General features: G+C 70.7%; 20 protein-coding genes. 14 read left to right on the top strand and 6 right to left on the bottom strand.

Features of this window, described 5'->3' with window-relative positions:
• Positions 1 to 104: 104 nt before the first annotated feature.
• Positions 105 to 1,322, top strand: coding sequence for a cytochrome P450 (locus tag LDL49_RS11935; RefSeq protein ID WP_225291059.1), 1,218 nt, complete (start codon positions 105 to 107; stop codon positions 1,320 to 1,322).
• 14 nt (positions 1,323 to 1,336) lie between these two features.
• A complete protein-coding gene (locus LDL49_RS11930; protein WP_225291058.1) occupies positions 1,337 to 1,531 on the top strand; it encodes a ferredoxin in 195 nt (64 codons plus the stop codon).
• 9 nt (positions 1,532 to 1,540) lie between these two features.
• On the opposite strand, the gene LDL49_RS11925 is transcribed toward LDL49_RS11930, so the two are convergent.
• Complete coding sequence (locus LDL49_RS11925) at positions 1,541 to 2,185, bottom strand: TetR/AcrR family transcriptional regulator (RefSeq protein WP_225291057.1); 645 nt, start codon at positions 2,183 to 2,185, stop codon at positions 1,541 to 1,543.
• A gap of 206 nt (positions 2,186 to 2,391) precedes the next feature.
• Here LDL49_RS11925 and LDL49_RS11920 point away from each other — a divergent pair, with 206 nt between their 5' ends.
• The gene (locus LDL49_RS11920; protein ID WP_225291056.1) at positions 2,392 to 3,846 is read left to right on the top strand and encodes an MFS transporter; all 1,455 of its coding nucleotides are present in this window, start codon (positions 2,392 to 2,394) and stop codon (positions 3,844 to 3,846) included.
• A 42-nt stretch (positions 3,847 to 3,888) separates the two neighbouring features.
• Entirely contained in the window at positions 3,889 to 4,554 is a 666-nt protein-coding gene (locus LDL49_RS11915; protein ID WP_225291055.1) for a TetR/AcrR family transcriptional regulator, read from the top strand.
• Positions 4,555 to 4,557: 3 nt separating this feature from the next.
• Here LDL49_RS11915 and LDL49_RS11910 read toward each other — a convergent pair whose 3' ends face one another.
• Together LDL49_RS11910 and LDL49_RS58325 are read right to left on the bottom strand one after the other, a co-directional pair.
• Positions 4,558 to 5,742, bottom strand: coding sequence for a tetratricopeptide repeat protein (locus LDL49_RS11910; protein ID WP_225291054.1), 1,185 nt, complete (start codon positions 5,740 to 5,742; stop codon positions 4,558 to 4,560).
• On the bottom strand, positions 5,739 to 7,112 hold the full coding sequence (locus LDL49_RS58325) for an ATP-binding protein (RefSeq protein WP_225291053.1): 1,374 nt from the start codon (positions 7,110 to 7,112) through the stop codon (positions 5,739 to 5,741). Before LDL49_RS58325 ends, LDL49_RS11910 begins: the two co-directional genes overlap by 4 nt.
• A gap of 334 nt (positions 7,113 to 7,446) precedes the next feature.
• Here LDL49_RS58325 and LDL49_RS11900 point away from each other — a divergent pair, with 334 nt between their 5' ends.
• Positions 7,447 to 9,375 (top strand): ABC transporter ATP-binding protein/permease, encoded by a 1,929-nt coding sequence (locus LDL49_RS11900; RefSeq protein ID WP_225291052.1) that lies wholly within the window; start codon positions 7,447 to 7,449, stop codon positions 9,373 to 9,375.
• A gap of 17 nt (positions 9,376 to 9,392) precedes the next feature.
• Positions 9,393 to 9,635: a hypothetical protein gene (locus tag LDL49_RS11895; protein WP_225291051.1), complete on the top strand. Its 243-nt coding sequence runs from the start codon at positions 9,393 to 9,395 to the stop codon at positions 9,633 to 9,635.
• 93 nt (positions 9,636 to 9,728) lie between these two features.
• On the opposite strand, the gene LDL49_RS11890 is transcribed toward LDL49_RS11895, so the two are convergent.
• Together LDL49_RS11890 and LDL49_RS11885 are read right to left on the bottom strand one after the other, a co-directional pair.
• Positions 9,729 to 10,091, bottom strand: a complete 363-nt coding sequence (locus LDL49_RS11890) for a hypothetical protein (RefSeq protein WP_225291050.1) — start codon at positions 10,089 to 10,091, stop codon at positions 9,729 to 9,731.
• A 669-nt stretch (positions 10,092 to 10,760) separates the two neighbouring features.
• Positions 10,761 to 13,559 carry an AfsR/SARP family transcriptional regulator gene (locus tag LDL49_RS11885; protein WP_225291049.1) on the bottom strand — a complete coding sequence of 933 codons (2,799 nt, stop codon included), beginning with the start codon at positions 13,557 to 13,559 and terminating at the stop codon, positions 10,761 to 10,763.
• A 955-nt stretch (positions 13,560 to 14,514) separates the two neighbouring features.
• Here LDL49_RS11885 and LDL49_RS11880 point away from each other — a divergent pair.
• A complete protein-coding gene (locus LDL49_RS11880) occupies positions 14,515 to 14,856 on the top strand; it encodes a hypothetical protein (protein ID WP_225291048.1) in 342 nt (113 codons plus the stop codon).
• A 367-nt stretch (positions 14,857 to 15,223) separates the two neighbouring features.
• Positions 15,224 to 15,709, top strand: coding sequence for a dihydrodipicolinate synthase family protein (locus LDL49_RS11875; protein WP_225291047.1), 486 nt, complete (start codon positions 15,224 to 15,226; stop codon positions 15,707 to 15,709).
• A 206-nt stretch (positions 15,710 to 15,915) separates the two neighbouring features.
• On the opposite strand, the gene LDL49_RS11870 is transcribed toward LDL49_RS11875, so the two are convergent.
• On the bottom strand, positions 15,916 to 16,665 hold the full coding sequence (locus LDL49_RS11870) for an SDR family NAD(P)-dependent oxidoreductase (protein ID WP_225291046.1): 750 nt from the start codon (positions 16,663 to 16,665) through the stop codon (positions 15,916 to 15,918).
• Between the two features lie 166 nt (positions 16,666 to 16,831).
• Here LDL49_RS11870 and LDL49_RS11865 point away from each other — a divergent pair, with 166 nt between their 5' ends.
• The 6 genes from LDL49_RS11865 to LDL49_RS11840 all read left to right on the top strand — a co-directional run bounded on the left by LDL49_RS11865 (position 16,832) and on the right by LDL49_RS11840 (position 24,147).
• Positions 16,832 to 17,386, top strand: a complete 555-nt coding sequence (locus LDL49_RS11865; protein WP_225291045.1) for a TetR family transcriptional regulator — start codon at positions 16,832 to 16,834, stop codon at positions 17,384 to 17,386.
• Between the two features lie 122 nt (positions 17,387 to 17,508).
• Positions 17,509 to 18,018, top strand: a complete 510-nt coding sequence (locus LDL49_RS11860; RefSeq protein WP_225291044.1) for a hypothetical protein — start codon at positions 17,509 to 17,511, stop codon at positions 18,016 to 18,018.
• Positions 18,019 to 18,397: 379 nt separating this feature from the next.
• Positions 18,398 to 18,790 (top strand): hypothetical protein, encoded by a 393-nt coding sequence (locus tag LDL49_RS59135; protein ID WP_372470355.1) that lies wholly within the window; start codon positions 18,398 to 18,400, stop codon positions 18,788 to 18,790.
• Between the two features lie 27 nt (positions 18,791 to 18,817).
• Positions 18,818 to 19,891, top strand: coding sequence for a thiopeptide maturation pyridine synthase (locus LDL49_RS11850; protein ID WP_225291042.1), 1,074 nt, complete (start codon positions 18,818 to 18,820; stop codon positions 19,889 to 19,891).
• Between the two features lie 103 nt (positions 19,892 to 19,994).
• The gene (locus LDL49_RS11845) at positions 19,995 to 21,578 is read left to right on the top strand and encodes an AMP-binding protein (RefSeq protein ID WP_225291041.1); all 1,584 of its coding nucleotides are present in this window, start codon (positions 19,995 to 19,997) and stop codon (positions 21,576 to 21,578) included.
• A gap of 190 nt (positions 21,579 to 21,768) precedes the next feature.
• The gene (locus LDL49_RS11840) at positions 21,769 to 24,147 is read left to right on the top strand and encodes a CaiB/BaiF CoA-transferase family protein (RefSeq protein ID WP_225291040.1); all 2,379 of its coding nucleotides are present in this window, start codon (positions 21,769 to 21,771) and stop codon (positions 24,145 to 24,147) included.
• Positions 24,148 to 24,166: the final 19 nt, after the last annotated feature.

Here is a 24,166-nt window from a genome sequence, read left to right as displayed (position 1 = left end):
GAAGGCGGCCCGGAAGGACATCCGAGGGCCATTTCAAGGAGGTTGCCTTAATAAAGCAGCCGACTTAAGGTGAGTTCGATCAGCTTCCCGATCTGGAGGGCACGATGACTGCTGAGGCTATCCCCGATTATCCCTTCACCCGGGCCACGGCTCTGGAGCCCCCTGCGGAGCTGGCGGAGCTGCGCGAGCAGTGCCCTGTCGCGCACGTCAGGCTGCCCAGCGGCGACGTGGCCGGGCTGGTGACCCGCTACGAAGACGCCCGGGCGGTGATCTCGGACCCGCGGTTCAGCCGCAACCTCGCCCGGGAGGGCGCCGCGCGGATGTCCACCACGAAGGACGGCGGCCTGTTCAGCCGGCGCAGGATGGGCAGCGAGAACATCAGCGAGGGGGAGGGGCACCTGCGGTGGCGGCGGCTGCTCAGCCGCTGGTTCACGGTCCGGCGGATGGAGGTGTGGCGCCCCAGGATCCAGGCGATGGCCGACGATCTGGTGGACGGCCTCGTGGCCAAGGGCTCCCCGGCGAACCTGTCGGCCGGTCTCGGACTGCCGCTTCCGGTGCGCGTCATCTGCGCGCTGGTCGGCGCGCCCAGCGAGGACCAGGACAAGTTCGCCCACTGGTCGAGCACCATGCTGACCCTCACGCGTAACACCCAGGAGGAGGTCGACCAGGCGTACGAGGACTTCAACGCCTACGTCTCCGACCTGATCGACCGCAACCGGGCGAACCCGGGCGACGACCTGCTCAGCGAGCTGACGCAGATCACCGACAGCGAGGACGGCCGCCTCAGCCACGCCGAGCTGATCGCCACCGTGCGCGGGCTGCTGCTGGCCGGGCACGAGACCACGTCGAACATGATCGCCATCATGATGGCGATGGTGCTCGCCGAGCGGGAGCGCTTCGAGGCGGTGATCGACGACCCCGAGCTGATCCAGGGCACGGTCGAGGAGGTCCTCCGCATGGACAGCACGCTCTCGGCGATCGGCGTGCCCAGGTTCATCACCGAGGACGTCGAGCTGAGCGGCGTGACCGTGCCGGCGGGGACGACGCTGATCCCCAGCGCGCCCTCGGCCAACCGGGACCCGCGCAAGTTCCCCGAGCCCGAGCGGTTCGACCCGCGCCGGCAGGCCAACCAGCACCTCACCTTCGGCGCCGGACCGCACTTCTGCATCGGCCAGCCTCTGGCCAGGATGGAGCTGCAGGTCGTGCTGGGCACGCTGGCCCAGCGGCTGCCGAGCCTGCGACTGCGGGACACGCCCGACGACCTCAAGCTCCGTACCGGAGGGATCTCCGGCGGGCTGCAGGACGTCTGGGTCACGTGGTGACTGGAGGGCCCGTCATGAAGGTGATCGCCGACCAGGACCTGTGTTGCGCCAGCGGGATGTGCGTGATGACCGCCGACCAGGTCTTCGACCAGCGCGAGGAGGACGGCGTCGTCGTCGTGCTGGACGAGGCTCCCCCGCCCGCCCAGCACGAGGCGGTGCGCGCCGCGGCCGCGGGGTGCCCCGCCTCGGCCATCCGGGTCGTGGAGTGACAGCGGCTGTCAGGGAACGCCGCTGACCGGGGCCAGCCACAGGCCGGTGATCGCGTCGATCATCCCCGTCGCGGCGGCGTCCCAGGTCGCGTGCGGGGTGGCCGTGCCCTCGTGCAGCGCGCGTTCCCGCTCGGCGCACATGTGCACCAGCAGATGCCGGACCATGTCTTTGCGCTCCTCCCGTACCTGTTCGGGCAGGTCGGGGAGGAGCCGGGCGACCCCGTCGAGGGTCTGCCGCAGCGACGAGGACGTGATCGTGTCGTCGGTGACGAGCTTGCGGAAGGCGGGGTCGGTGGTGACCTGGGCGGCGAACCGGGCGTACCAGGTCGGGGTGCCCAGGTCGGCGAGGTGTTCGGTGACGGGGCGTACGAGGCAGGCGATCCACTCGTGCAGCCCGGCCGAATCCGTGACCGTCGTGAGCATCTCGGCGCGTCGCCGCTCCATCGGCGCGGCGTGCCGCCGGACGATCGCGAGCACGAGATCGGCCTTCGTGCCGATGTGGTAGCCGACCGCGGAGTTGTTGGCCTGCCCGGCCGCCTCGCTGACCTGGCGGTTGGACACCGCCGCGACCCCGTGCTCGGCGAACAGCCGCTCGGCCGTCGTCACGAGCAGCTCACGGGTCTCGCCGCCACGCTCGGGCTTGGTCGTGGTCACCCTTACCTCCGCACGGTCGTGGGAGCACCGTAGAGGGATCGCCTTGATTAAGTCAACTGCTTGACTCTATTGAGGCGAGCGCCTTACGGTGAGGAGGGCCGCCGCGCGATCTTCGCGTACCCGCAGACAGGACGCGGGCGTGAGCGCGGCGTACAAGGGGGACTGGTCACAGAGCCCCATATCGCAACGATCGAGACAGGACGTCGATGACGACGCTGGTCCCTGGGACCGAGGTGCGGGCGCCACGCGGCGGCCTGACGGTGGCGGTGCTGGCGTTCGCCGGCATCGTGGTCGCGCTCATGCAGACCTTGGTCATTCCGCTGGTCCCGCAGCTGCCGGCCCTGCTGCACGCCACTCCGTCCAACACCTCCTGGGCCATCACCGCGACCCTGCTGGCCGGCGCGGTGGCCACCCCGGTGTTCGGGGGTCTGGGGGACATGTACGGCAAGCGGCTGATCCTCGTGCTCTGCCTCGGGCTGCTGGTGGCCGGGTCGGTCATCTGCGCGCTCAGCGACTCGCTGCCCCCGATGATCGTGGGCCGGGCCCTTCAGGGCGCGGCCGCCGGCGTCATCCCGCTGGGCATCAGCATCATGCGTGACGAACTGCCTCGCGAGAAGCTCGGCGCGGCGATCGGCCTGATGAGCTCCTCGCTGGGCGTGGGCGGCGCGCTGGGTCTGCCGAGCGCCGCCCTGCTCGCCGAGCACATCGGCTGGCACGTGCTGTTCTGGGTCTCGGCGGCGCTCGGCGCCGTGGTGGCCGGGCTGGTCCTGGCCGTCGTGCCGGAGTCGCCGCTGCGCACCGGCGGCCGCTTCGACGTGCTGGGCGCGGTCGGGCTGACGGCCGGACTGGTGTGCCTGCTGCTGGGGATCTCCAAGGGCGGCGACTGGGGCTGGACGAGCGGCACCGTCCTGGGGCTGTTCGCCGCCGCCGTGGTCATCCTGCTGCTGTGGGGTGTGTGGGAGCTGCGCGCGCGGCGGCCGCTGGTGGACCTGCGGATCACCGCCCGCCGCCGGGTGCTGGTGACGAATCTGGCCTCCATCATGGTCGGCTTCTCGATGTTCGCGATGTCGCTGGTGCTGCCGCAGGTGCTGGGGATGCCGGAGGCCACGGGATACGGCCTCGGCCAGTCGTTGCTGGTGATCGGCCTGTGCATGGCGCCGGGCGGCCTGGTGATGATGGCCACCTCGCCGCTCGCTGCCCGGCTGTCGGCCGCGCGGGGCCCGAAGGTGTCGCTGATGACGGGCTCGCTCGTGATCGCCATCGGCTACTTCCTGGGCATCGTGCTCATGGGCGGGGTCTGGCAGATCGTCGTGTTCACCTGCGTCATCAGCGCCGGGGTCGGCATCGCGTACGCCGCGATGCCCGCGCTGATCATGTCGGCCGTCCCGGCGTCGGAGACCGGCGCGGCCAACGGGCTGAACGCCCTCATGCGCTCGATCGGCACCTCCACCTCCAGCGCGGTGATCTCGGTCGTGCTGGCCAACCTGGTCATCCGCTTCGGCCCCGCCGAACTGCCGTCCCCCACCGGTTTCCGGGTCGCCATCCTCATCGGCGGTGGCGCGGCGCTGGCCGCGTTCCTGATCGCCGCGTTCATCCCTGGCGGCCGCGATACGGGTAACCTGGCCCCGGTGGAGGCAGGGACCGCGACCAGAGCGCGGTGAACCAGAGCGAGGTCGGGCAACGGTCATGAAGGTCAGTGCGAGATGACGCTCTCCGAGACGGCCGCCACGATCTCGCCCCGCTCCGCGGTCGCCAGGGACAAACTGATGCACACCGCGGAGCGGCTCTACGCGGAGCACGGGTTCGCGAACGTGTCGATCAGGAAGATCGGCGAGGCGGCGGGCCAGCGTAACAAGTCGGTGGTGCAATATCACTTCAGCACCCGTGACGAGCTCATCCACGCGATCCTGGCCCGGCACATGGCCGCCATCGAGAAGCACCGCGTCGCGATGGTGGCCGCGCTGAGCGAGTCAGGCGAGATGTCCCTGCGGGACTGGGCCACCTGCCTCGTCCTGCCGAGCATCGAGCATCACATCGACGTGGGCACGCCGTCCTGGTACGCCCGGTTCCTGGCGCAGGCCGTCGTGGAGCCCAGCCTGCGCGAGTACACGATCCAGGCACACCTGAACATGCCGTCGTTCCGCCGCCTGGAAGAGCTCGGCCAGCCGCACGGGCGGACCGCCGATCCCGAGCTCTCCGCGCAGCGTGGCGCGATGATCCGGCAGCTCATCGTCCACATGAGCGCCGAGCTGGAAGCCGACCTGGCCGACCGCCGGGCCGACCCCGGCACCGCCGAGCGGTCCTGGCGGCGGCTGGGGGACAACCTGATCACGGCCATCACCGGGCTCAGCTCCGCCCTGCGGGAGTAGGCGCTAGCTGTGGTGGCCGACTGCGCGCCGTACGCCTGCCGCCACCCAGATCGTGGCCAGCCCCGCGTACACGCTCAGCAGCACCGCGCCCGTCGCGGCCAGGATCGTCGCCGTGACGATGGCCAGGACGAGCAGGACCGTCCAGCCGTACAGGATCGCCCGCCCGCGCGCCGAGCCGGTGTGCACGGCTTCCTGGACCGCGGTGACCAGGGCCATGACGGCCACGCCCGCGGTGCCGACCGTCTCCTGGCCGAGCGCCGCGCCCAGCACGAGCACCGCCGCGCCCACGGCAACCAGGCCGCAGCACAGCACGGCCACGCGGGCCTCGGCGCCCTCGAAGAGCAGCCGGGTGGCCTTGGCACGGGCCAGCCGCAGCGTGGTCCACGCCTCGGCGACCCAGGCGGCCCAGTGCAGGACCGCGATGAGGATGAAGACCACGACGAGCGGCGGGACCACGGGCAGCAGGAACACCAGGCGGCCGCCGCGGAGCCCGCCCCGCAGCCGCGCGAGCCGCCGGTAGAGCGGATTGCGCTGCTTCAGCGCCGTCACGAGGAGATCCCTGGCCTGGTCGAAGCCGGGGGAGAGGCGGAGCACCTCGCGGAAGGCGTCCGCCGCCCGCCGGGGATCGCCGAAGGCCAGTGCCGCCCGGCCGTACGCCAGGTGCGCGGTGGCGCTCTCCGGGTCCAGTCCCACGGCGTGCGCGGCGGCGGCCGTGGCCTGCTCCGCCTCCCCGAGCTCGGTGAGAGCCACCGCCAGCAGGCTCACCAGGTCGGACTCCTGCGGATCGACGGCCAGCCCGCGCCGCGCCGCCTCGGCCGCCTGGGTCCACTGACCCTTGAACACGTGGACGCGGGCCAGCAGCTCCCAGATCGGGGCGTACTCGGGCTCGAGCTCGAGGGCCACGTGGAGGGCGGCCAGCGCGTCGTCGGGCCGGCCGGCCAGATGATGTACCTGTCCGGCCACGTAGTGCGTGAGCCACTGGTCGGGCGCCAGCCGGATCGCCTCATGCGCCTCCGCGACCGCCTCGGTCACGACGCCCTGCTGGGCGAGGGCGAGCGCCAGGAAGGCGTGGGCGGTGATGTGCTGCGGTTCCCGCGCGAGCGCGCCGCGCAGTTCCCGCTCGGCCTCGGCCGGACGGCGCATCCCCAGCAGGGTTCGCGCCCGCTGTACCGGATCGGCGGTGGTCACCACTTGGCTTTGACCCAGGGCAGCAGCTCGTCCCAGGCGCCGGAGTCGTTGGAGTGCATCACATAGTTGCGCGCGGTGGCCATCCATTCGCGGACCGCGGTCGGCCGTACGCTCTGAGCCGCGGCCAGCAGGTCGGGCGTCGACAGCGGGATGGGACGGCCCGCGCTGATCGACTGCTGGAGCTTGACCTCCACCGCCCGGTCCACCACGCCCTTCAGATCGGCGCCGACGAAATGGTCGGTGACCCGCGCGACCGCGTCGAAGTCCATCTCGGCCAGGGGCTTGTCGCGGCACAGCAGGCGCAGGATGGCCGCGCGGGCCGCCGGGTCGGGCGGCGGGACGAACACCGGCTGGTCCAACCGGCCGGGACGGCGGAAGGCCACGTCCACGTACCAGGGGGCGTTCGTGGCCGCCAGCACCAGGACCCCCTCGTTGGCGTTCTGGTCCACGCCGTCGAGCTCGGCCAGGAACTGGTTGACCAGCTGCCGCGTGTGCGCCTGGCGCATGTCCGAGCGGCGGGCGGCCAGCGCGTCGACCTCGTCGAAGAACAGCACGCACGGCCGGTTGCGCCGGGCCAGCTCGAACGTGGCCCGCAGGTTGCGCTCGCTGGAGCCGATGTACATGTCCAGGATGTCGGCCAGGCCCACGTTGACGAACGACGCGCCGAGCTCTCCGGCGGCTGCCCTGGCCAGGTGCGTCTTGCCCGCACCCGGCGGGCCGTACAGCAGCACCCCGCCACCGGCGCGCTTGCCGTACGCGGCGAACAGGTCCGGCTGCTGGATCGGCAGCAGGAGCTTGACCCGCAGCGACTCCTTGACCGCCTCCATGCCGGCCACGTCGGCGAAGTTGAGCCGGGAGCGCTCGACCTCGGCAGTGGCCCCATCCACCGGCGTAGGCGCCGACGCGGACGCCGGTGCGGCGTAGGCGTGCCCGGCGGGAGGTGCCGGTGCACCGTATGGTGGGGCGGGCGGGGCCGACAGCCGGGCGGCCAGGTCGGCGTCTGCCACGGACGGGTCGCGGGAGACCGCCTCGTGGTAGCGGTAGCCCGCCCGTGCCGTGTCCCCCTCGCCGAGCAGCGCCCGAGCCGCCAGCACACCCACCTTGGGCGGGTAGCCGGGCGAGGCCAGCAACGGCTCGAGCGCGGCCAGCGCGGCCCCATAGGCGCTCTGCCGGACGAAGGCCTCCGCCAGCCCGGCCATGATGCCCGCGTCCTTGGGCGCGAGCACGAGCGCGGCGCGGTATTCGGCCTCGGCCTCGCCGAGATACCCCATGGCCAGGAGCTGCCCGGCCAGGTGCTGCCGCAGGGGGAGGTTGCCCGGGGATAGGCGGGCCGCCTCGCGGAGCGCCTGGAGACCGGCATCGTCGAGCACGTGCCGTCCCTTCTGTAGCGGGTGGTTCGGTCGGTCCTGAACTACGCAAGATACCGAAACCAGCCCACACCGGGGCGCATAGGGCGTATCCCTCAGGCCAGGGGGGAGTGCCGTGCGTGTGGAAGGACTCGATGGTCTTCAGCCCCCATGCCTGTCCCTTCGCGCGCTCCGCCTCCGTCCAGGTGATCAGCGGCCAGTCTGGGGACGTGATTCGCGGGCTGGACCGGCGCCCGCCGGGGGTCGCCGTCGAAGCATGGCGACCCGACTGACTCCCTCCCGCGAGTTGAGTTCTCCCAAAGGCACTCGTCACACTCTGTGCCTATACGTTGCCGGAATGGAGTTGTTCACCCCGTCGCTCGACTGGGGCTCTGAGGTCTGGACATCACTTATGTGGATCGCCAGAGCCTGGGCGATCGCTGTGGTCTGCACATTGGCGGTCCTCGTGCTGATCGGCCTCTTCACGACGTGGGGCAGGCAGTTCTGGCGCATCACCGGCGCGTACTTCACCAGTCCAGGGAGCGTCAAGGTCTGGCTCCGGCTCGGCGCCATTTTGCTGTCGGTGGTGACCGGTGTCCGGTTGAACGTGCTGTTGAGCTATCAAGGCAACGACATGCTGTCCAGCCTCCAAGTCGCGGTTCAGGGCATCGCCGTCAACAACACTCCGGTGAAAGACTCCGGCGAGCACGGCTTCTGGATGTCCCTGTGGGTCTTCTGCGTCCTGGCGGCGATACACATCGCCCGGCTGCTGCTGGATCTGTTCCTGCTCCAGCGGTTCGTGTTGGCCTGGCGCGTCTGGCTCACTGACAGACTGACCGGAGACTGGCTCGACGGTAGGGCCTACTACCGGTTGCGATTCATCGACAACACCATCGACAACCCGGACCAGCGTATTCAGTCCGACATCGACCTGGTCACCGCCGGATACGGACCTCTGCCCAACCTTCCGAGCAACGGGGGGACGCCGAACACGCTGTTGTTCGGCGCGATCTCCGCGGTCACCTCGATCGTGTCGTTCACGGCGATCCTGTGGAGTCTCTCGGGTACGCTTTCCGTCTTCGGGCAAGAGATCCCCAGGGCGATGTTCTGGATCGGGCTGGTCTACGTCCTCATCGCCTCCGTAATCGCCTTCTGGATCGGCAAGCCGATCATCTGGCTGGCTTTCCGAAATGAGAAGTTCAACGCGGCGTTCCGTTACGCCCTGGTGCGCCTGCGCGATGCGGCGGAGGCGGTCGCGTTCTACCGCGGCGAGCGCGCGGAGCGCTCAGGGCTGCGGCGCCTGTTCATCCCCGTTGTCGCCAACTACAAGCGGTATCTGAACAGGACCATCGGCTTCAACGCCTGGAACTACTCGATCAGCCAGAGCATCGTGCCCCTCCCGTATCTGCTGCAGGCGCCGCGCCTGTTCGCCGCCGAGATCCGCCTCGGCGATCTCACCCAGTCGGCGGCGGCGTTCAACGAGATCCAGAACGGCCTCTCGTTCTTCCGGAACGCCTACGACACCTTCGCCGGGTACCGGGCGGCGATCATCCGACTTCACGGTCTGGTCGTCGCCAACGAAGAGGCCAGGGCACTGCCGGAGGTGACGACGCTGCCCTGCGTCGACGGGACGGTTCAGCTCGATGCCGTCGAGGTCCGCACCCCCGATGGACGGCAGTTGATCAATCCGCTCGACATGCGGCTCGAAGTGGGTGACAGCTTGGTCGTCACCGGGCCATCCGGCAGCGGCAAGACCACGCTGTTGCGCAGCCTCGCCGAGTTGTGGCCGTTCACCACCGGCACACTGACCCGACCGTGCGGACCCAACGAGACGATGTTCCTGTCACAGCTGCCCTACGTACCGCTGGGCGACCTACGTGCAGTCGTCACATATCCCGGCGATGAAGGCACCGTCGATGACGAGATCCTGCGCAGCACGCTGCAGAAGGTCGCGCTGCCGCACCTCGGGGACCGGTTCGACGAGGTTCACGACTGGGCCAAGGTGCTTTCCCCAGGAGAACAGCAGCGGATCGCGTTCGCCCGACTCCTGTTGACGAAGCCGAAGGTGGTGTTCCTCGACGAGTCGACCTCGGCGTTGGACGAGGGCCTGGAGTTCATTCTCTATCAACTGGTGCGGTCAGAGCTGCCCGACACCATCGTCGTCAGCGTCAGCCACCGCACGACGGTCGAGCAGCACCACACCCACAAACTCGAGCTGCTCGGCGAAGGCGAATGGCGCTTCGGTCCTCTGGGAAACGGCGATCAGGAACCCGCTCCGGCGTCATGAGGATGGAGCCGAGCCATGTGACCATCTCCAACGCCGACCGGCTCGTGCACCTGGCCGGCCACCTGGACGACGGCACGCGGCTCGACTACGCGTGGGCCCTCGGCGTCCGCGAGCACGCAGGCCGGCGGATCTCCCGGCACGGCGGCAGATGGGCCGGGCTGAGCGCGCAACTCGTCCGCCTCGCCGATCAGCGCTCCAGTTTCGTCATCATCGCCCTGGACGACGACGAGGACCGCACGGCCACTTTGGCCACGCCATGATCGAGGAACTCACAACCTATCCCTGGGCGCGAGGACCTTCGGGGGTGGTGACGAGCCCACGTCCGAAGGTCCTCACTCCCATTCAGGATGCTTTTAGCAGAGCGTCACGCGCCCGGACTCCACCGTGCCGCCCCGGCTGCGGGTTTGGGTGTAGTAGCTACCGTGGCCCCAGTTGCAACTGCCGTAGACCCTGATCGGGTTTGACCCCGAGCCGGTCGCCACCAGAGCGTCGAGCCCGACCTTGTCCTGGTAGAGGCGTGCCTCGATACTGGACTCCCCGCAGCCCGTCGAACCGCCGATTCCACGGATCTCGCCGACGCCATAGGCGAAGGGGGGATCCGCGTAGACCGAGCAGGGGAGGGCGGAGGCGGTCGCCGATGCCGCCGGCACCCCGCTCGCAGTTCCTGCCGCGACGATCAGGGCTCCGACGAGTATCCTCGACAGTTTGGTCCGCATGGTTCTCCTATCGGGAACAGAAAGGCGTGAGGACATGGCATATTGGTGCGCCTGTATCCCCACGGGGGAAGGACGCTGATGTGCGGGCAAGATTTGCCGCTTGTCATCGGAAGTGCCGTCTCCGGCGCCAGGCAGATGACCTACTGCCACCTTCCGGCGATTTCCGGCCGTCCGTGAAGTGGCGCAGAAATTCTTGCGAGTGGGTAGACCTGCTGCGCTCTTGTATCTTCGCTGCTTCTCTGTTCGCGGCCACGGAAATCCCGGGAAACAGCCTCCGCTGAACGCCATTTCTGCGGTTGCCGTTTCAAGGCTCGCTCTTCATCACCTCGACCTTCTTTCGGTTGCCGGTGACGCGCGTCTGTGTCGTCGCCCCGGTGTCGCCTTGATGTCTTCCTGGCGCGTCAATGAGGTCTCCGTGACCGGGCATCGGAGGAAGTTCTGCGTCGGTATCGGCGAGCACCTGGAGATGCTCGGCGCTCACGCCGTGGAGCCGCGCCGAATCATCCTGGATACACAAAGCACCGAGTTCTCCATTCAGCGGTATGCGAGGTACTCAGCTCCGTATGGGCGCCCGGCCTTGCGCTCGCACCGGCTCAGCATGTCTGACCGGCGTTGTGAAAGCGTTGTGGGTTCGTTGCGGGTGCTGGACTCGCCGCTGCGCCGTCGGCGCTACCGATCCAGTTGATCGTGGATCTTGGCGCGGATCCGGTCGGCGTCGGCGTGGCCGAGCTGCTCGAAGATCTCCAGTGCGTGCCGCCAGGCATGGCCGGTCGGCCGGTCGTGGCCGGCGGCGTGGTGGGCGTCGCCGAGGCGGACGAGGGTGGCGGCCTCGTTGTAGCGGTCGGCGACCTCACGGAACAGTTTCAGGGCCTGCTCGTAGCAGGCGGCGGCTTGGGCGTGATGGCCGAGATGCAGGTGCGCGTGTCCGAGACTGTCCCAGGTGGTGGCCTGCCCGTGCTGATGGCCGAGCTCGAGGTGCAGGTCCAGGGCTTGCTCGCAGTGGATCAGGGCCTGGTCGTGGTGGCCCAACAGGGTGTGGTACCAGCCGATCGCGTTGAGCGCGTGCGCGAGTCCGGCCCGATGGCCGGCCTGCTGATAGAGATCGCGGGCCTGTTCTGCATGGTCGAGCGCCTCTCGATACCCGCTGTGGGTCTCCAGGAGCGAGGCGACGCCGCGGTGGGCGTTGGCCAGGCCGACCCGGTCACCGAGCACGGTGAAGAGGGTGAGCGTCTGCTCGACGTGGGCGCGGACGTCGTCATGGCGGCCCAGCCGGGTGTAGGCCCGGACGAGTCCGCTGTGGGCGTGGGCCTGGCCGAGTCGATCGCCGAGCCGCTGCGTGGCGTTCAGCGCGGTCTGCTGGGTGGCGAGAAGGTCCTGCCAATGTCCCTGGTGGTCGAAATAGGTGACCAAGGCCCAGGCCAGCTGCCAGGTGAGGGTGCCGAATCCCAGGTCGGCGGCCTGGCGCACGGCCGCGATCAGCACCGCGTGCTCGGCGGTGAACCAGGCCATCGCCTGCCGCGGGTCGGTCAGGACCGTCGGGCGCACTCCGTCCTGCGGCGCGGACAGGGTGATCGGATGGCGGTGCGGATAGAGCAGCAGCATGGCCGTGTGAGCGGTGTGCACATAGTGGTCCAGTACGCGGTGCGACGCGGCGCGCCGGGCGGCCTGCGCATCGCGCGTGCGAGCCTGCTCCGCGGCGTAGGCGCGCAGCAGATCATGGAAGGTGTAGCGTCCCGGCCGGTGCTCGATGAGCAGGTGCGCCCGCGTCAGCTCCGTCAACAGCCGTCGCGCCTGAGCATGCTCCAGCCCGGCCAGGCTGGCCGCCGCCTCCTCGTCGGCGTCCGGACCAGGGTGAATGCCCAATAACCGAAACAGTCTGGCCGCCGGTGCCGACAAGGTGCGATAAGACCAGGAGAACACCGCCTTGAGGTCCGCGGCCGGCTCTCCCCCGTCCAGGGCGTCCAACCGTGCCGAGTCCCTGCCCAGATTCTCGGCCAGGGCCCACAGCGGGAAGTCCGGGCGGACCTTCGCCCGGGCCGCGATGATGCTCAGCGCGAGCGGCAGCCCCGCGCACAGCTCCAGCAGGCCGGCCACTGCCGCAGGCTCTGCCTCGGCCCGCCGGCTGCCCACATGACGGGTGAAGAGCCGGCGCGCCTCGGCCTGACCGAGAGGGGGCAACGTGATCGGACGGGCACCGTAACCGGCCATCAGGCCGGCCAGCTCCTGGCGGCTGGTCACCAGCACGAAACAGGACGAACTCCCCGGCAGCAGAGGCGCCACCTGCGCGGTGTCGCGGGCATTGTCCAGAACGATCAGCATCCGCTTGCCGGACACCAGACTGCGATACAGCGCGACCTGCGCGTCCAGCATCGGCGGAATGGCCGCCGGATCGCAGCCAAGGGCGCCCAGCAAGGTTCGCACCGCCACCGCCGCCGACATCGTCGCGTCGCAGGGGTCGAAGCCACGCAGGTTCACGTACAACTGCCCGTCGGCGAACGCGTCCGTGTTCCGGTGCGCCCAGTGCAGAGCGAGCCAGGTCTTGCCGATGCCACCGCAGCCGCCGATCGTGACGATCCGCACCGTGTCCGTCGTCAGCTGAACGGCCAGCGCCTCATCGAGCCCCGCCAGTTCGCGGTCCCGGCCGACGAACAACGGCGGCGCCGCCGGCAGGGTCTGCGGCACCAGTACGACGCCGCGCGCTGCCACAGCGACGTCCACCGCCGCCGGGGCGAGCACGGGGTCGGCGGCCAGGATCTGCTGCTGGAGCCCCTGGAGAGCAGGGCCGGGATCGGTCCCCAACGCCTCGGCCAACTCGCGCCGGATCTGCGCATAGCATGCCAAGGCGTCGGCCTGGCGGCCACTGCGGTACAGCGCGATCATGAGCTGACCGGCCAGCCGCTCATCCAGCGGATGCGCGGCCGCCAGCGTCGCGAGGTCGACGAGCAACGTGGCGTCTTCACCGCGCCGGAGCCGGAGGTCGTGATAGTCCAACTGCGCGGCGAACCGCTCGGCCTGCAGCGTGTGCCTCAGCGCCATCAACCAGGGTGTGTCCAGGTCGGCGAACACCTCGCCACGCCACAACGCCAGCGCCCGCTCATACAGCGCCACCGGCTCCACGCCGTCCCGGCTGCCCCGCGCCTGCGCCAGCAGCCGGCGGAACAGATGCAGATCCACGGCCGCCTCGTCGACCTCAAGCAGATAGCCGCCGGAACGACGCCGGATGCCCCACTCCTCGACCACCGGCACAGCGGCCCGTAACCGCGACAGATAACTCCGCAACGTACCCGCGGCCTGCGGCGGCCGGTCCTCACCCCAGACCCGCTCGGCGAGCTGATCCATGGACATCGGGTGATTGGCCTCCGCCAGCAGCACCGCCAGCACATAGCGCTGCCGCGCCGGGCCGATATCGACCGATCTGCCGTCCACACGGGCGCACACCTCGCCCAACAGCCGGAACTCGACCCGCATCGCTCTCCCTCGGCCGGGTCGTACGATGACGGGCGCTGACTCTACAGAAGACGGTCCAGGCCGCCCCAGACTTCAACAAAGCTCGAATCGATCGCAGGCATCGGGACGAGCCGATTTCCTCCTTGATGTGCTTGCCGAGGACGGGACACCGCTGGCTGCCGCTACCGGCGAGCTGATGACGATTTGCTGCCTGCCTTCGGCGCCGTGGGGTCTCGTCAGTTCGCCCCCGATGGAACTCTTCGACTCGGCGCCTGGGGCCCGGAGGAGGGGTACGCCAGGGCCTGGGCTGAGCAGCCAAGAATTCCCTTCAGGCACTGGTGACGGATATGACTCCGACAGCACGCCGTACCCCGGCAGCAGCGCGGCGGTGAGACTGCCTTACCCTGCGGACCTGAGGCCCGGAACCCACGCTCTTGGCGTCTTCGCTCGCCCAGGGGCCTGCGGCCAGTCGCACAGGGCTGCACCCCGTCGGCGGGGACCCGGGTGCTTAGCGGCGCTACCCGGGTTGCCGATTCGGGTCGCATTGGTGAGCAGATGATCGAGGAGGCGCTCGGGGTCGGCAAGAGTGCTGGCCGGTGCTTTGGCGACCGCGGCGCGGATCCTCGGGCAGCCGGAAGGCCAGGAAACCGACGCATTGGACCGCCTGGTTGGGCGGTTGCTTGTGGCGCGGCTTCAGCAGGGGCACGAACTAGCGGCGCGCACGTCGGTAGTAGGCGCCGGCTCACACGCGCATCATGTCGTCCTGCTCGCAGGTCACTTCCACGACGCCCCCGGTCTTCTGCCGCAGCGAGTCGTTTTCACTTTCGTGAAACTTTCAGCCCACCGGACGCCGCATCGTGGGCCAATGCGGCGGCGGCCAACGGAATCTGGCGTGGCTGCGATTACGGATCTACGTTGACGTCGCGGCGCGCCAAGCGCCGCGATCCCCATACGTCCGACGAAATGGAGAGGCCAGATGGAATCTCGCACGGGCCGCCGCAGGAGAGGGCTCCTTTGGCGCGCATCGGCCGCGTCCCTTGTCACGGTGACGGCGCTCGGTCTCGGCGCCGTGGCGGCCGACGCCGCCACCGATCAGTCCGCCATGTCCTACACGATTCCGCGTTCGGCGAGCGCGGTGGGCCAGGGCCGGACCTCGGACGTGGCCAAGCACAACGGCGCGCAGGAGGCCAGGGCGGCGGTGCTGGCGGCGGGTGGTGACTGCACGAACTGGTCACAGAGCGATCGCACTCTCTTCATTGCGCCGGATAGCTCCTGGTATGTCTACGAAGTGACCGTCTCGGCCCTCTGCGTGCACTGACCCGTCGGACGGCCGAGAGCGGTTTTGGCGGCCACACCGCCGCCCACGTCGACTTCGAGCCGAACGCGCGCCGGGTTGCCGGCGGCCTGCCTGGCTGAGGACCCCGGCGCCCGGCCCGGCCTGCAGCAGGTGCCGGCCCACGTCACGGCGCTCGCCGGCCCGGCCAGGGGCGGTGGCGGGCGTCCGCCACCACACGGAGCTCAAGCACCCCCCGCGATGCTGGGTACAGAAGCTTCTCTTGCGACTGCCGGCGGGAGGCGGCGCCTAGCCAGGAGACCAGCGTCGCCGCGTGCTTGATTGTGGTCTGCGGATCGAGTCGTCCCGGCGGCGTGGATGGCGAGGAGAGCGGTGCCCAGGGCGGCCGCCTGTGTTCAGTGAGCGCTCCGGCGTGGTCGTCGAGCCCGCCGAGTTCGCCGGCATCGCCGCCGAGGCCGGGCCGGCCGGGGTCAAGCTGAGCGGCCTGGCGGCCGAACGGTTCGAGGAGTACCACGCGGCGCTCCCGCCGGAGCCGCGGTTGTGGTCGGGCGCGGGCACCAGGCTCGCCGAGGTCGTCCGCCACGGCGGCGCCGGAGTCGTCTCCGGGCTGTCGGCGGCGTTCCCCGAGCCGTTCGCGATGCCGGCCGACGCCGTGGCGAGCGGGGACCCCCTCGCGGAACGCACCGCCCAAGCCCGGGCCGACGAGGTGCTGGCCGCGCTGGGCGGCACCGTGGAGGGCATCAAGCCGGCCCTGAGCCACGTCGGTCGCGGCACTGGCGGCGCCCTGCGCATGCCCGCCTCCGAGATCGGCCCCGACGAGCGCCGGCACATCGCGCGGCTGGCCGAGACGGCGCAGGCGTCCCACATTCCCCGATAGACCGCATGGCCCGCGACCTAGTGCTCCACTGTCCCCGATGAACCGCGATGAGGTGAGCAGGGCCGGTGCCCGAGGGGGTCCGGCGGGAGTTCGTGACCGTCGATGACGCCCCGCTTGCCGGTCGAGCAGCACCTTGAGTACGGTCCGCAGCCCGATACAGCCGTGGCTCACATCATCGTCTTGTGGATCACGAGGAGGTGGTTCGCTCAGGCGGCCGACCAGCCACCGTCCACCGGGACGATCGCGCCGTTGATGAACGAGGCGGCGTCGGAGGCGAGGAAGAGGGCGGCGTCGGCCATCTGCTCCGGCTTGGCCATGCTCTCACCGAGGGCGAGCACGGGGCCGAGGCGTGCGGCGCCGGTCGGGTCGAAGGTGGTGTTCGTGGCGATGCCGGTCATCGTGGGGCCGGGCAGGATGGCGTTGCAGCGGATGCCGTCCTTGGCGTACGCCCAGGCCACGCTCTTGGTCAGGCCGACCACGCCATGCTTGGAGGCGGTGTAGGCGGCCCCGGCCGTGCCGCCGCGGATGCCGGCCTCGGAAGCGGTGTTGACGATCGCGCCGCCGTTCTGGCTCAGCATGTACGGCAGCACCGCGTGCGTGACCAGGAACGTACCGGTCAGGTTGACGCTCAGCACCCGCTCCCACAGAGAGGGCGGGATGTCGGCGGGCAACGCCATGGTGTCCATGATTCCGGCGTTGTTGCACAGCACGTCGATGCGCCCGTACGCGCTGATCGCGGTCTCGACCAGCGTGGCCACCGAGGCCTCGTCGGAGATGTCGGCCGCCACGCCGATCGCCGCGTCACCGAGGTCGGAGGCGGTCCGCTCGGCGCTGCCGGAGTCGATGTCGCAGGCCACGACGCGGGCGCCGGCCTTGGCGAAGGCGACCGCCATGGCCTGGCCGATCCCGGAACCCGCTCCGGTCACCAGGGCGACCTTGTTGTCAAAGGTGCTCAAAGAGATGGTCCTTTCGATCGGACGACCGGCACAGATCGGCGGCAGGCCATAACCGGACAATATTGTCCGGTGACAACGTAGCCGTTAGACCTCGTACATGTCGAGAGAGCCGATCGGTCGAAGTTGAGCAGGCGGACTCTGATGTCCGGTTGCTATCGTTGCCGCTATGCCTGACGTACGCCGGATGAACAGAGGACCCGGCGCCGCGGCCGGGAACCGCGCGGCGTTGATCGCGGCGGCCCGCGACGTGTTCGCCACCGCGGGCTACGACGCGCCGCTCAGCATGGTCGCCCGGGCGGCCGGCGTCGGCCAGGGCAGCCTGTACCGGCACTTCCCCGACCGCGTCAGCCTCGCGCTCGCCGTGTTCGAGGATGGAGTGACCGCGTTGGAGGCGCTGGCCGCCGAACCGGGTGCCACTCTCGACGACGTACTGGCACTGATCACCGAGCAGGCCATCGCCTCGACCGCGTTCATCGACATGGTGAGCGTGCCCCCTGCGGACCCACGCGTCATCGCGGTGCGCGACCGCGTGGCGGACCTGCTGACGGGCAAGCTCGCCGAGGCCCAGCACGCCGGGCGGATCCGGCCGGACCTCACCCCCGAGGACCTGGTCATGGCCGTCGGCATGCTCGCGGCGGCCCTCGTCCAGCGGCCGGCGCCGGCCCGGCGAGTCGCCGCCGCACGCGCGTGGGCGCTGTTGCGGAAGGGGATGGACACCTGATCGCCTGACCTTGGCTGAAAGGCGCGCACGCGCACGAGCTGCTCAAGAAGCTCGCCCCCTACCTGACCGGCGAGCACAGCCTGGCCGAGCTGACCGCCACGCTTCCCGGCGACCGCCGCCTGATGGTTGTACGGCTGGTCGAGACGCTGGCCGGTCAGGGATTCGTCGTCGATGCCGCGGACGAGGAGCCGCACGGCCTGAGCGAGTGCGAACGGCGGATCTACGCCGCCGAGATCGCCTTCATCCGCTACCGTCTGGGCTCGGCCGAGCGACGGTTCGAGCGGCTGCGGCAGGCGCGTGTCACCCTGGCCGGGCACGGCCCGGTGCTGCTCGCCCTGCTGGAAGCGGGCCTGATCTCCCGCTGGCGGCAGGTCCGCGTGACGGCCCCCACCGAGGAGGTCGCGAAGCTGGAGCAGGCCGCGGCACGGGCTCGGCGGGACGAGGCGCAGCAACCGGCCTACGCCGATCCGGCGCCGTCGTGGTGGGCGGGCGAGGAGCCGCCGGAGTGGAAGCTCCTGGCGGAGGCGCTGCAGGCGGCCGGGCACGTGCCGGTGGTGGTGCCCATGCACCACGACGCGGCCGCGGTCGAACTGCTGCCGTACGTGGTGCGAGTGGTGCTGTGCGATGACTGACGCTCTGGCTGATCCGGTGCCGACCGGTGAGCCACATCCGGTACTGGCCGGTCCGGTGCCGACCAGTGGGCCACACTGCGTTCTTGCCGATTCGGTGCCGACCGGTGAGCCGCGGCTCGATCTGGCTGGACCGGTGCCGAAAGGTGAACACCGGGCCGGACGTCTCACTGCGGGACGCTCCGCTGCCGGACGCTCCATTGGCAGAGGCCACCTACGACATCGGCGCGCCGGACGTGCTCGTGACGGCCCACGATGCCGACGACACGCGTCACTACCAGCGCGTCTACCGGCAGGCGGTCGCCGCGCGCATTCCCTGGCTGCCCGTACGGACAGACACCGGCTGGGTGGGCAGGAGAGCGGTGCGTGGCGGTGGCCCCGGTTGGAGGTCGGGCGGGTCACGCTGGCCCGCGCCCGCTGGGGGCTGCCCGCCGGGGAACTGCCTACCCCCCGCAAGGGGGAGGGCGAGGTGGCCTACCTGGTGCGGTTCGCGCGTTGGCTGGCTGAGCACGGCATCCCGCGCCGGTTCTTCGCCCGGGTCATCCCGGCGGACAGGGCGAAGGGCTTTTTCACCAAGGCACGCAAGCCGCTGTACGTGGACGCGGCCAACTGCTTCCTGCTGTTCGACCTGGCCCGCGCCGCCGGTGAGCCCGGCGATCTGGTGGTGCTGGAGGAGGTGCTGCCCGACCTGGCGGACAACCCCCGCTACGGCGACGACGGCAAGCGCGTGACCGAGTACATGTTCCAGCTCACCGCCACAGTAGAGCGTCCATGACGACTCCCGTGGAGCCAGGGGTGGTGCGTGCCCGGCCAGGACGATCTGCTGCTGGACGCCGTCGGCCCGCTGCTGCGTCACCTGAGGGGCACCGTCGAAGCCGCCCACGTGCTACGGCACTGGCGCCGGGGTCCCCATCTGCGGCTCAACGTCAAGACCGACCCCGCCACCTGGGCGGAGGCCGTACGGCAGGCCATCGACGAAATCATCGGCTCCTACCTGCGCGCCCACCCCTCCACCGCCGTACTCGACCAGCGGGCGCTGCTGGCCCAGCACCGCGTGCTCGCCGAGCAGGAGAAGGACCCCGGCCCGCTCACCCCCTGGTATCCCGACAGCTCCCTCCACGACGCCCCCTACGACTCCCGTCACCAGGCCCTGGACGAGGACGCCGCCAGCCTGCTGGCCGGCTTCTACACCGACAGCACCCCGCTGCTGCTCGATATGTTGCGACATGTTCGCTCGGGCCACGACACCAAGGACGGCCTGGCCATGACGCTGATGCTGGCCACCTCCCACACCGCTATGAGCCCGATCACCCGCAGCTTCGTCTCCTACCGCTCCCACGCCGAAGGCTTCCTGGCCCGCTGCGCCGATTCCGACGCCGTGCGGGCCGGCTTCGAACGGGACTACCAAGCCCGGCGAGACGAGCTGACGGGCAGGGTGCGCGCGGTCATCGCGACCCTCGACAGCGCCGATGACACAGATTGCGCCATCGGCATCGACAGCATCACCGGAAATGTGCCCTTCGTCCGTGAATGGGCCGCTCTGATCGCCGAGTACGGCCGCCGCGCCGAACCGCTGATCGCCCGCGGCCGCCTGATCCGCCCCGGCTCCCACCAGGAGGCGCTCGCCATCCCGAGGCTCAGTGACTTCCACCGGCTGATGTTCTCCAGCCGGACCTACCATGACCGCGTCTTCGCCGATCCGGGCTTCCTGCGCTACCGCGTCCTGATCAACTACACCTACCTGCAGAACACCCGGCTCGGCATCACGCCGCCGGCCCGCTTCCGCATCTGCCACCTGGCGGCCAACGCGGTGGAGGAGGTCTACGACCTGTCGGCGCTCGGCTTGATCCGCGCGTTCGTCGAGGCTCACCGGTGAGATTCCGCACGTTCGTCGAGGCCCACCCTGAAACCTCGACCCGCTGTCGTCCCCGGGATGAGGCATGGGACATCCTCACATAGTGCCGAGTGTGAGGGAGACCATGGAAAACGCGGACGATGTCACGGCCTCGCCCGAGACGATGCTCGACCTGCTGGAGCGTCGCGCGGCTGTCGTGCCGGACGCGGAGCTCGTGCGGTTCGAGGATGGCACGTCGCTGGGCGTCGAGGAGTGCCGGGCGCGTGCCACCGTCGTCGCGCGCGGGCTCGCGGGTCTGGTCTCCCCTGGCGATCGGGTCGTCACGTGCCTGCGTCCTGGTGCGCGGTTGGTCGAGGTGATGTTCGCTCTGGCCAGGCTTGGTGCCGTTGAGGTGCCGCTGGCCCTGGACGCCCGGCTTCCCGCGGCTCGGCACCTCGCCGGGGCCACGGGGGCGCGCGTGCTCATCGCCGGGACGGACGCCGTACGTGACAATCCCGACCTCGTCGCGCTGGCCGAGCAGATGGAGCGCGTGGTGCTCGTGACCGAGCGGGCGCAGGCCGAGCTGGCGGGGTCGGTGGACATGGACGACCTGCTCGCCGCGCCGCGCCGCCTGCCGGAGTGGCGTCCGGGACCGGCGGATCCGGCCGTCGTCATGGCGACCTCGGGCACCACCGGCCGGGCCAAGGGCGCGCTGCTGCCGCACTTCGCCGGCGTCCGGCAGGCCCGGCGGGTGGCCCGGAACATGGGGTACGAGGCGGGGGACGTGCTGTTCAACATGTTCCCCTGGAACCACATCAACGTCAGGCACGCGGGGTTGCTGCCCGCCCTGATCTCCGGCGCCACGCTGGTGGCCCACTCGCGCTTCTCCGCCTCCCGGTTCTGGGAGATCTGCCGGCGGGAGGGGGTCACCGCGTTCAACTTCATGGGCGCCGTGGCGGCCATCCTCGAACGGGCTCCGGCCACCGAGTCCGACCGTCTCCACCAGGTGCGCCGCGCCTACGGGGGACCGGCGCCGGAAGCCCTGACGAGGCGTTTCCAGGACCGGTTCGGCGTGCTGCTGCTGGAGGCGTACGCGTGCACCGAGCTGGCCGACGTGGCGGTGAGCACGGCCGGCGTCCGGCGGCCGGGCTCGGCCGGCCGGCCGGTCCCGGAGTACGAGGTGGTGATCAGGGACGAGGACGGCCGACCGGTTCCGGCGGGACAGGTCGGGCAGATCACCGCGAGGCCCAGAGCAGGGTCGATCATCTTCAGCGGGTACGCCGGCGACGCCGCCGCCACCGGGAAGGTCCTGCGCGACGGCTGGTTCACCACGGGGGACCGCGGCCGGCTCGATGACGACGGCTTCCTCCATTTCGCCGGCCGCCGCGCCGACGTCATCAGGCGGCGCGGCGAGAACATCGCGACCTGGGACGTGGAGCAGGTGGTGGCCGCGATGCCCGGCGTCCTCGACGTGGCCGCGGTGGGCGTGCCCTCCGAGCTGACCGAGGAGGAGGTGCTGGTGGCGGTGAGCGTCGTGCCCGGAGCCGCCGTACGCGCGCCGGAGGTGCACGCCTGGTGCCTCGACCGGCTCCCGCGCCACGCCGTCCCGCGTTACGTGCGCGTACTCGACGACCTGCCGCGCAACGCCGCCACGAAGGTGGTCAAGGGTGAGCTGCGCGGTGACGGAGTGCCGCCGGACGCGTGGGACGCCGGCGCGGCGATCGCCTGACCCCACGGACCACCGGACAAGCGATCGCCTGACCCCACCGGCCACCGGACAGGCGTCGCCTGACCCCACGAATCACCGGGTAGGCGATCGCCTGACCGCGCGGACCGCTGGACAGACCGGGATGGTCGCGCCCTGGCGATCCCGCCCCCTACGTTCGAGCCGTCAATACCTGCCACTGGGAGGAGCCGGCATGCCGGACAGGTTGCGGATTCTGGACCTCACCGACGAGCTGGCCTTTCACGGCGCGAGGCTGCTGGTGGGGCTCGGGGCCGACGTCGTACGCGTCGAACGCCCGGCCGCGCCGGTGCTGTCGCGCGCGGAGACCCTGCACTGGCACGCGGGCAAGCGGGTCGTGGGCGTGCCCGAGAGCGCCGAGGAGCTCGACCGGCTCGTGGAGCAGGCGGACGTGGTGATCGAGAGCGGGCCGCTCGAAGAGCTCGCGGGCGTGCGTACGGACTCCGGCGCGGTGTCGTCGCGCTGGCCGCAGGCCGTCCACGTCGTGGTCACGCCGTTCGGCACGAGCGGCCCCCGGAGCGCCTGGCGAGCCGACGACCTCGTGGCCGCGGCCGCCGGCGGCATGGCCTGGCTGGGCGGGCAGCCCGGCGGGCAGCCCAAGCCGCCGCCCCGCGAGCAGGCCACCCAGCTCGCGGGGGCGCACGCGGCCATCGCGGCGCTGCTCGGCGTCATCGCCCGCGACCGTAGCGGGCGGGGGCAGCTCATCGACGTCTCCGTGCAGGAGGCGGTGGCCGCCACACTGGAGACGGCCGCCATCTCGTGGATCCACGCCGGCCGGTACCCCTCCCGCAACGGTGGGGTGTACGAGCACGTGGCGCACCGCGTCTTCCGCGCCGCGGACGGTCATGTCGCGGGCGGATACTCCGGCAGTGACCGCATGTGGACGGATCTGCTCGCCTGGATGGCGGAGTCGGGCGAGGCGGCGGACTTGACGGAGGAGAAGTGGTCCGATCCCGCCTTCCGCTGGCGGGGCCGGGAGCACGTGGACGAGATCGTGGCCAGGTTCGTGGCGAAGCGCTCCGCCACGTCGATGGCCGAGGAAGGACGCGGGCGGGCACTGCCATGGGCGGAGGTCGCCACGGCCGAGCGCCTGACCGCCAACCCCCAGCTCGCCGCGCGCGGCTTCTTCACCCGTGTCCTGGGCGAGGGCCTGCCGCCGGACGGTGTCACGGACGTGGGCTTCCCCTTCCCCGCCCCGGAGCCTCCGCGCCCGGTACGCCTCACCGAACCGCTTTCCGCCACCATCGAGGCCCCCTGGCGGACCGCGCAGCCCCGAGGCCGCCGCGCGGCGACGGGCACCGGACGTCCGCTGGCGGGGGTCCGTGTCCTGGACCTGACCTGGGTGCTCGCCGGGCCGTACGCGACCAAGACCCTGGCGGAGCACGGCGCGGACATCATCAAGATCGAATCGCGGCACCGGCAGGATCCCACGCGCTTCGCGCCGTCGATGAGGCTGCGCCCCGGCGCGGGCTTCGACGACAGCGGCTACTTCATCAACTTCAACCGGGGCAAGCGCGGCGTCGCGCTCAACCTGCGTACCGAGCCGGGCCGCGAGGTGCTGCGGCGGCTCGTCGCCGAGTGCGACGTGGTCATCGAGAACTTCAGCCCCGGCGTGCTCGCCAAGTGGGGGCTGTCGTACGACCGGATGGCGGAGCTGAATCCCGGTGTCATCCTGGTGTCGATGGCCGGGGTCGGGCAGAGCGGGCCGTGGCGGGACGCCGTGACCTTCGCCGACACGCTCGCCGCGATGTCCGGGCTCACCAGCGAGACCGCCGATCCCGGGGAAGCCCCGCAAGGGCTGACCTTCGGGCTGGGCGACATGGTGGCCGCCAACTCGGCCGTTCTGGCCGTGCTCGACATGATCGCGGCTGGTCGCGCGGGCCATGTGGATCTCTCCCAGCTGGAGGCGATGGCCGCGTCGATGGGACCGGCCGTACTCGAAGCCGAGCTCGGCGGCTCCCGTACCGAAGCCGAATCCGACGATTCGGGTGCCGAAGGGGAGCTGAAAGGCCCGCGTGCCGTGGTGCGGCCCAACCGGCATCCGCGGATGGTGCCGCACGGTGTCTACCCGACCAGCGGCGACGATCGCTGGATCGCGCTGGCCGTACGCGGGGACGAGGAATGGCGGCGCCTCGCTGAGCACGCCGGCGTGCCGGAGCTGGCCGCGCTGGCGCCTGCCGGGCTGGCGGAGCGGCGCGGGCGCGAGGACGAGATCGACGACGCCCTGGCGGCCTGGTGCTCGCGACACGACGGCCGGTCACTGGCGGCCGAGCTGCAAGGGCTGGGCATAGCCGCCGCCGTCGTCGCCACCGGGCGGGACCTGGTGGAGGCCGACGAGCACCTGGCCGCGCGCGGCTTCTACCCGGTGCTGGAGCACCCGATCGCGGGTCCGGTCCGGCACGAGGGCATCGTGGTCCGCATGTCCGACACCCCCGGAGCGCTCACGGCGCCGGCGCCCCTGCTGGGCGAGCACACCGACGTGGTGCTGAAGGAGCTGCTCGGCATGGACGAGGAAGAGCTCGCCCGGCTACGCGACGCAGGCGTCCTGGAATGACACCCGCCCCCCTTGACCA

Origin of the sequence: Nonomuraea aurantiaca (assembly GCF_020215705.1) — a bacterium.
Taxonomy (GTDB): Bacteria; Actinomycetota; Actinomycetes; order Streptosporangiales; family Streptosporangiaceae; genus Nonomuraea; species Nonomuraea aurantiaca.
The sequence above is the reverse complement of the archived record's forward strand: the minus strand, read 5'-3'. Positions and strand labels throughout refer to the sequence as shown.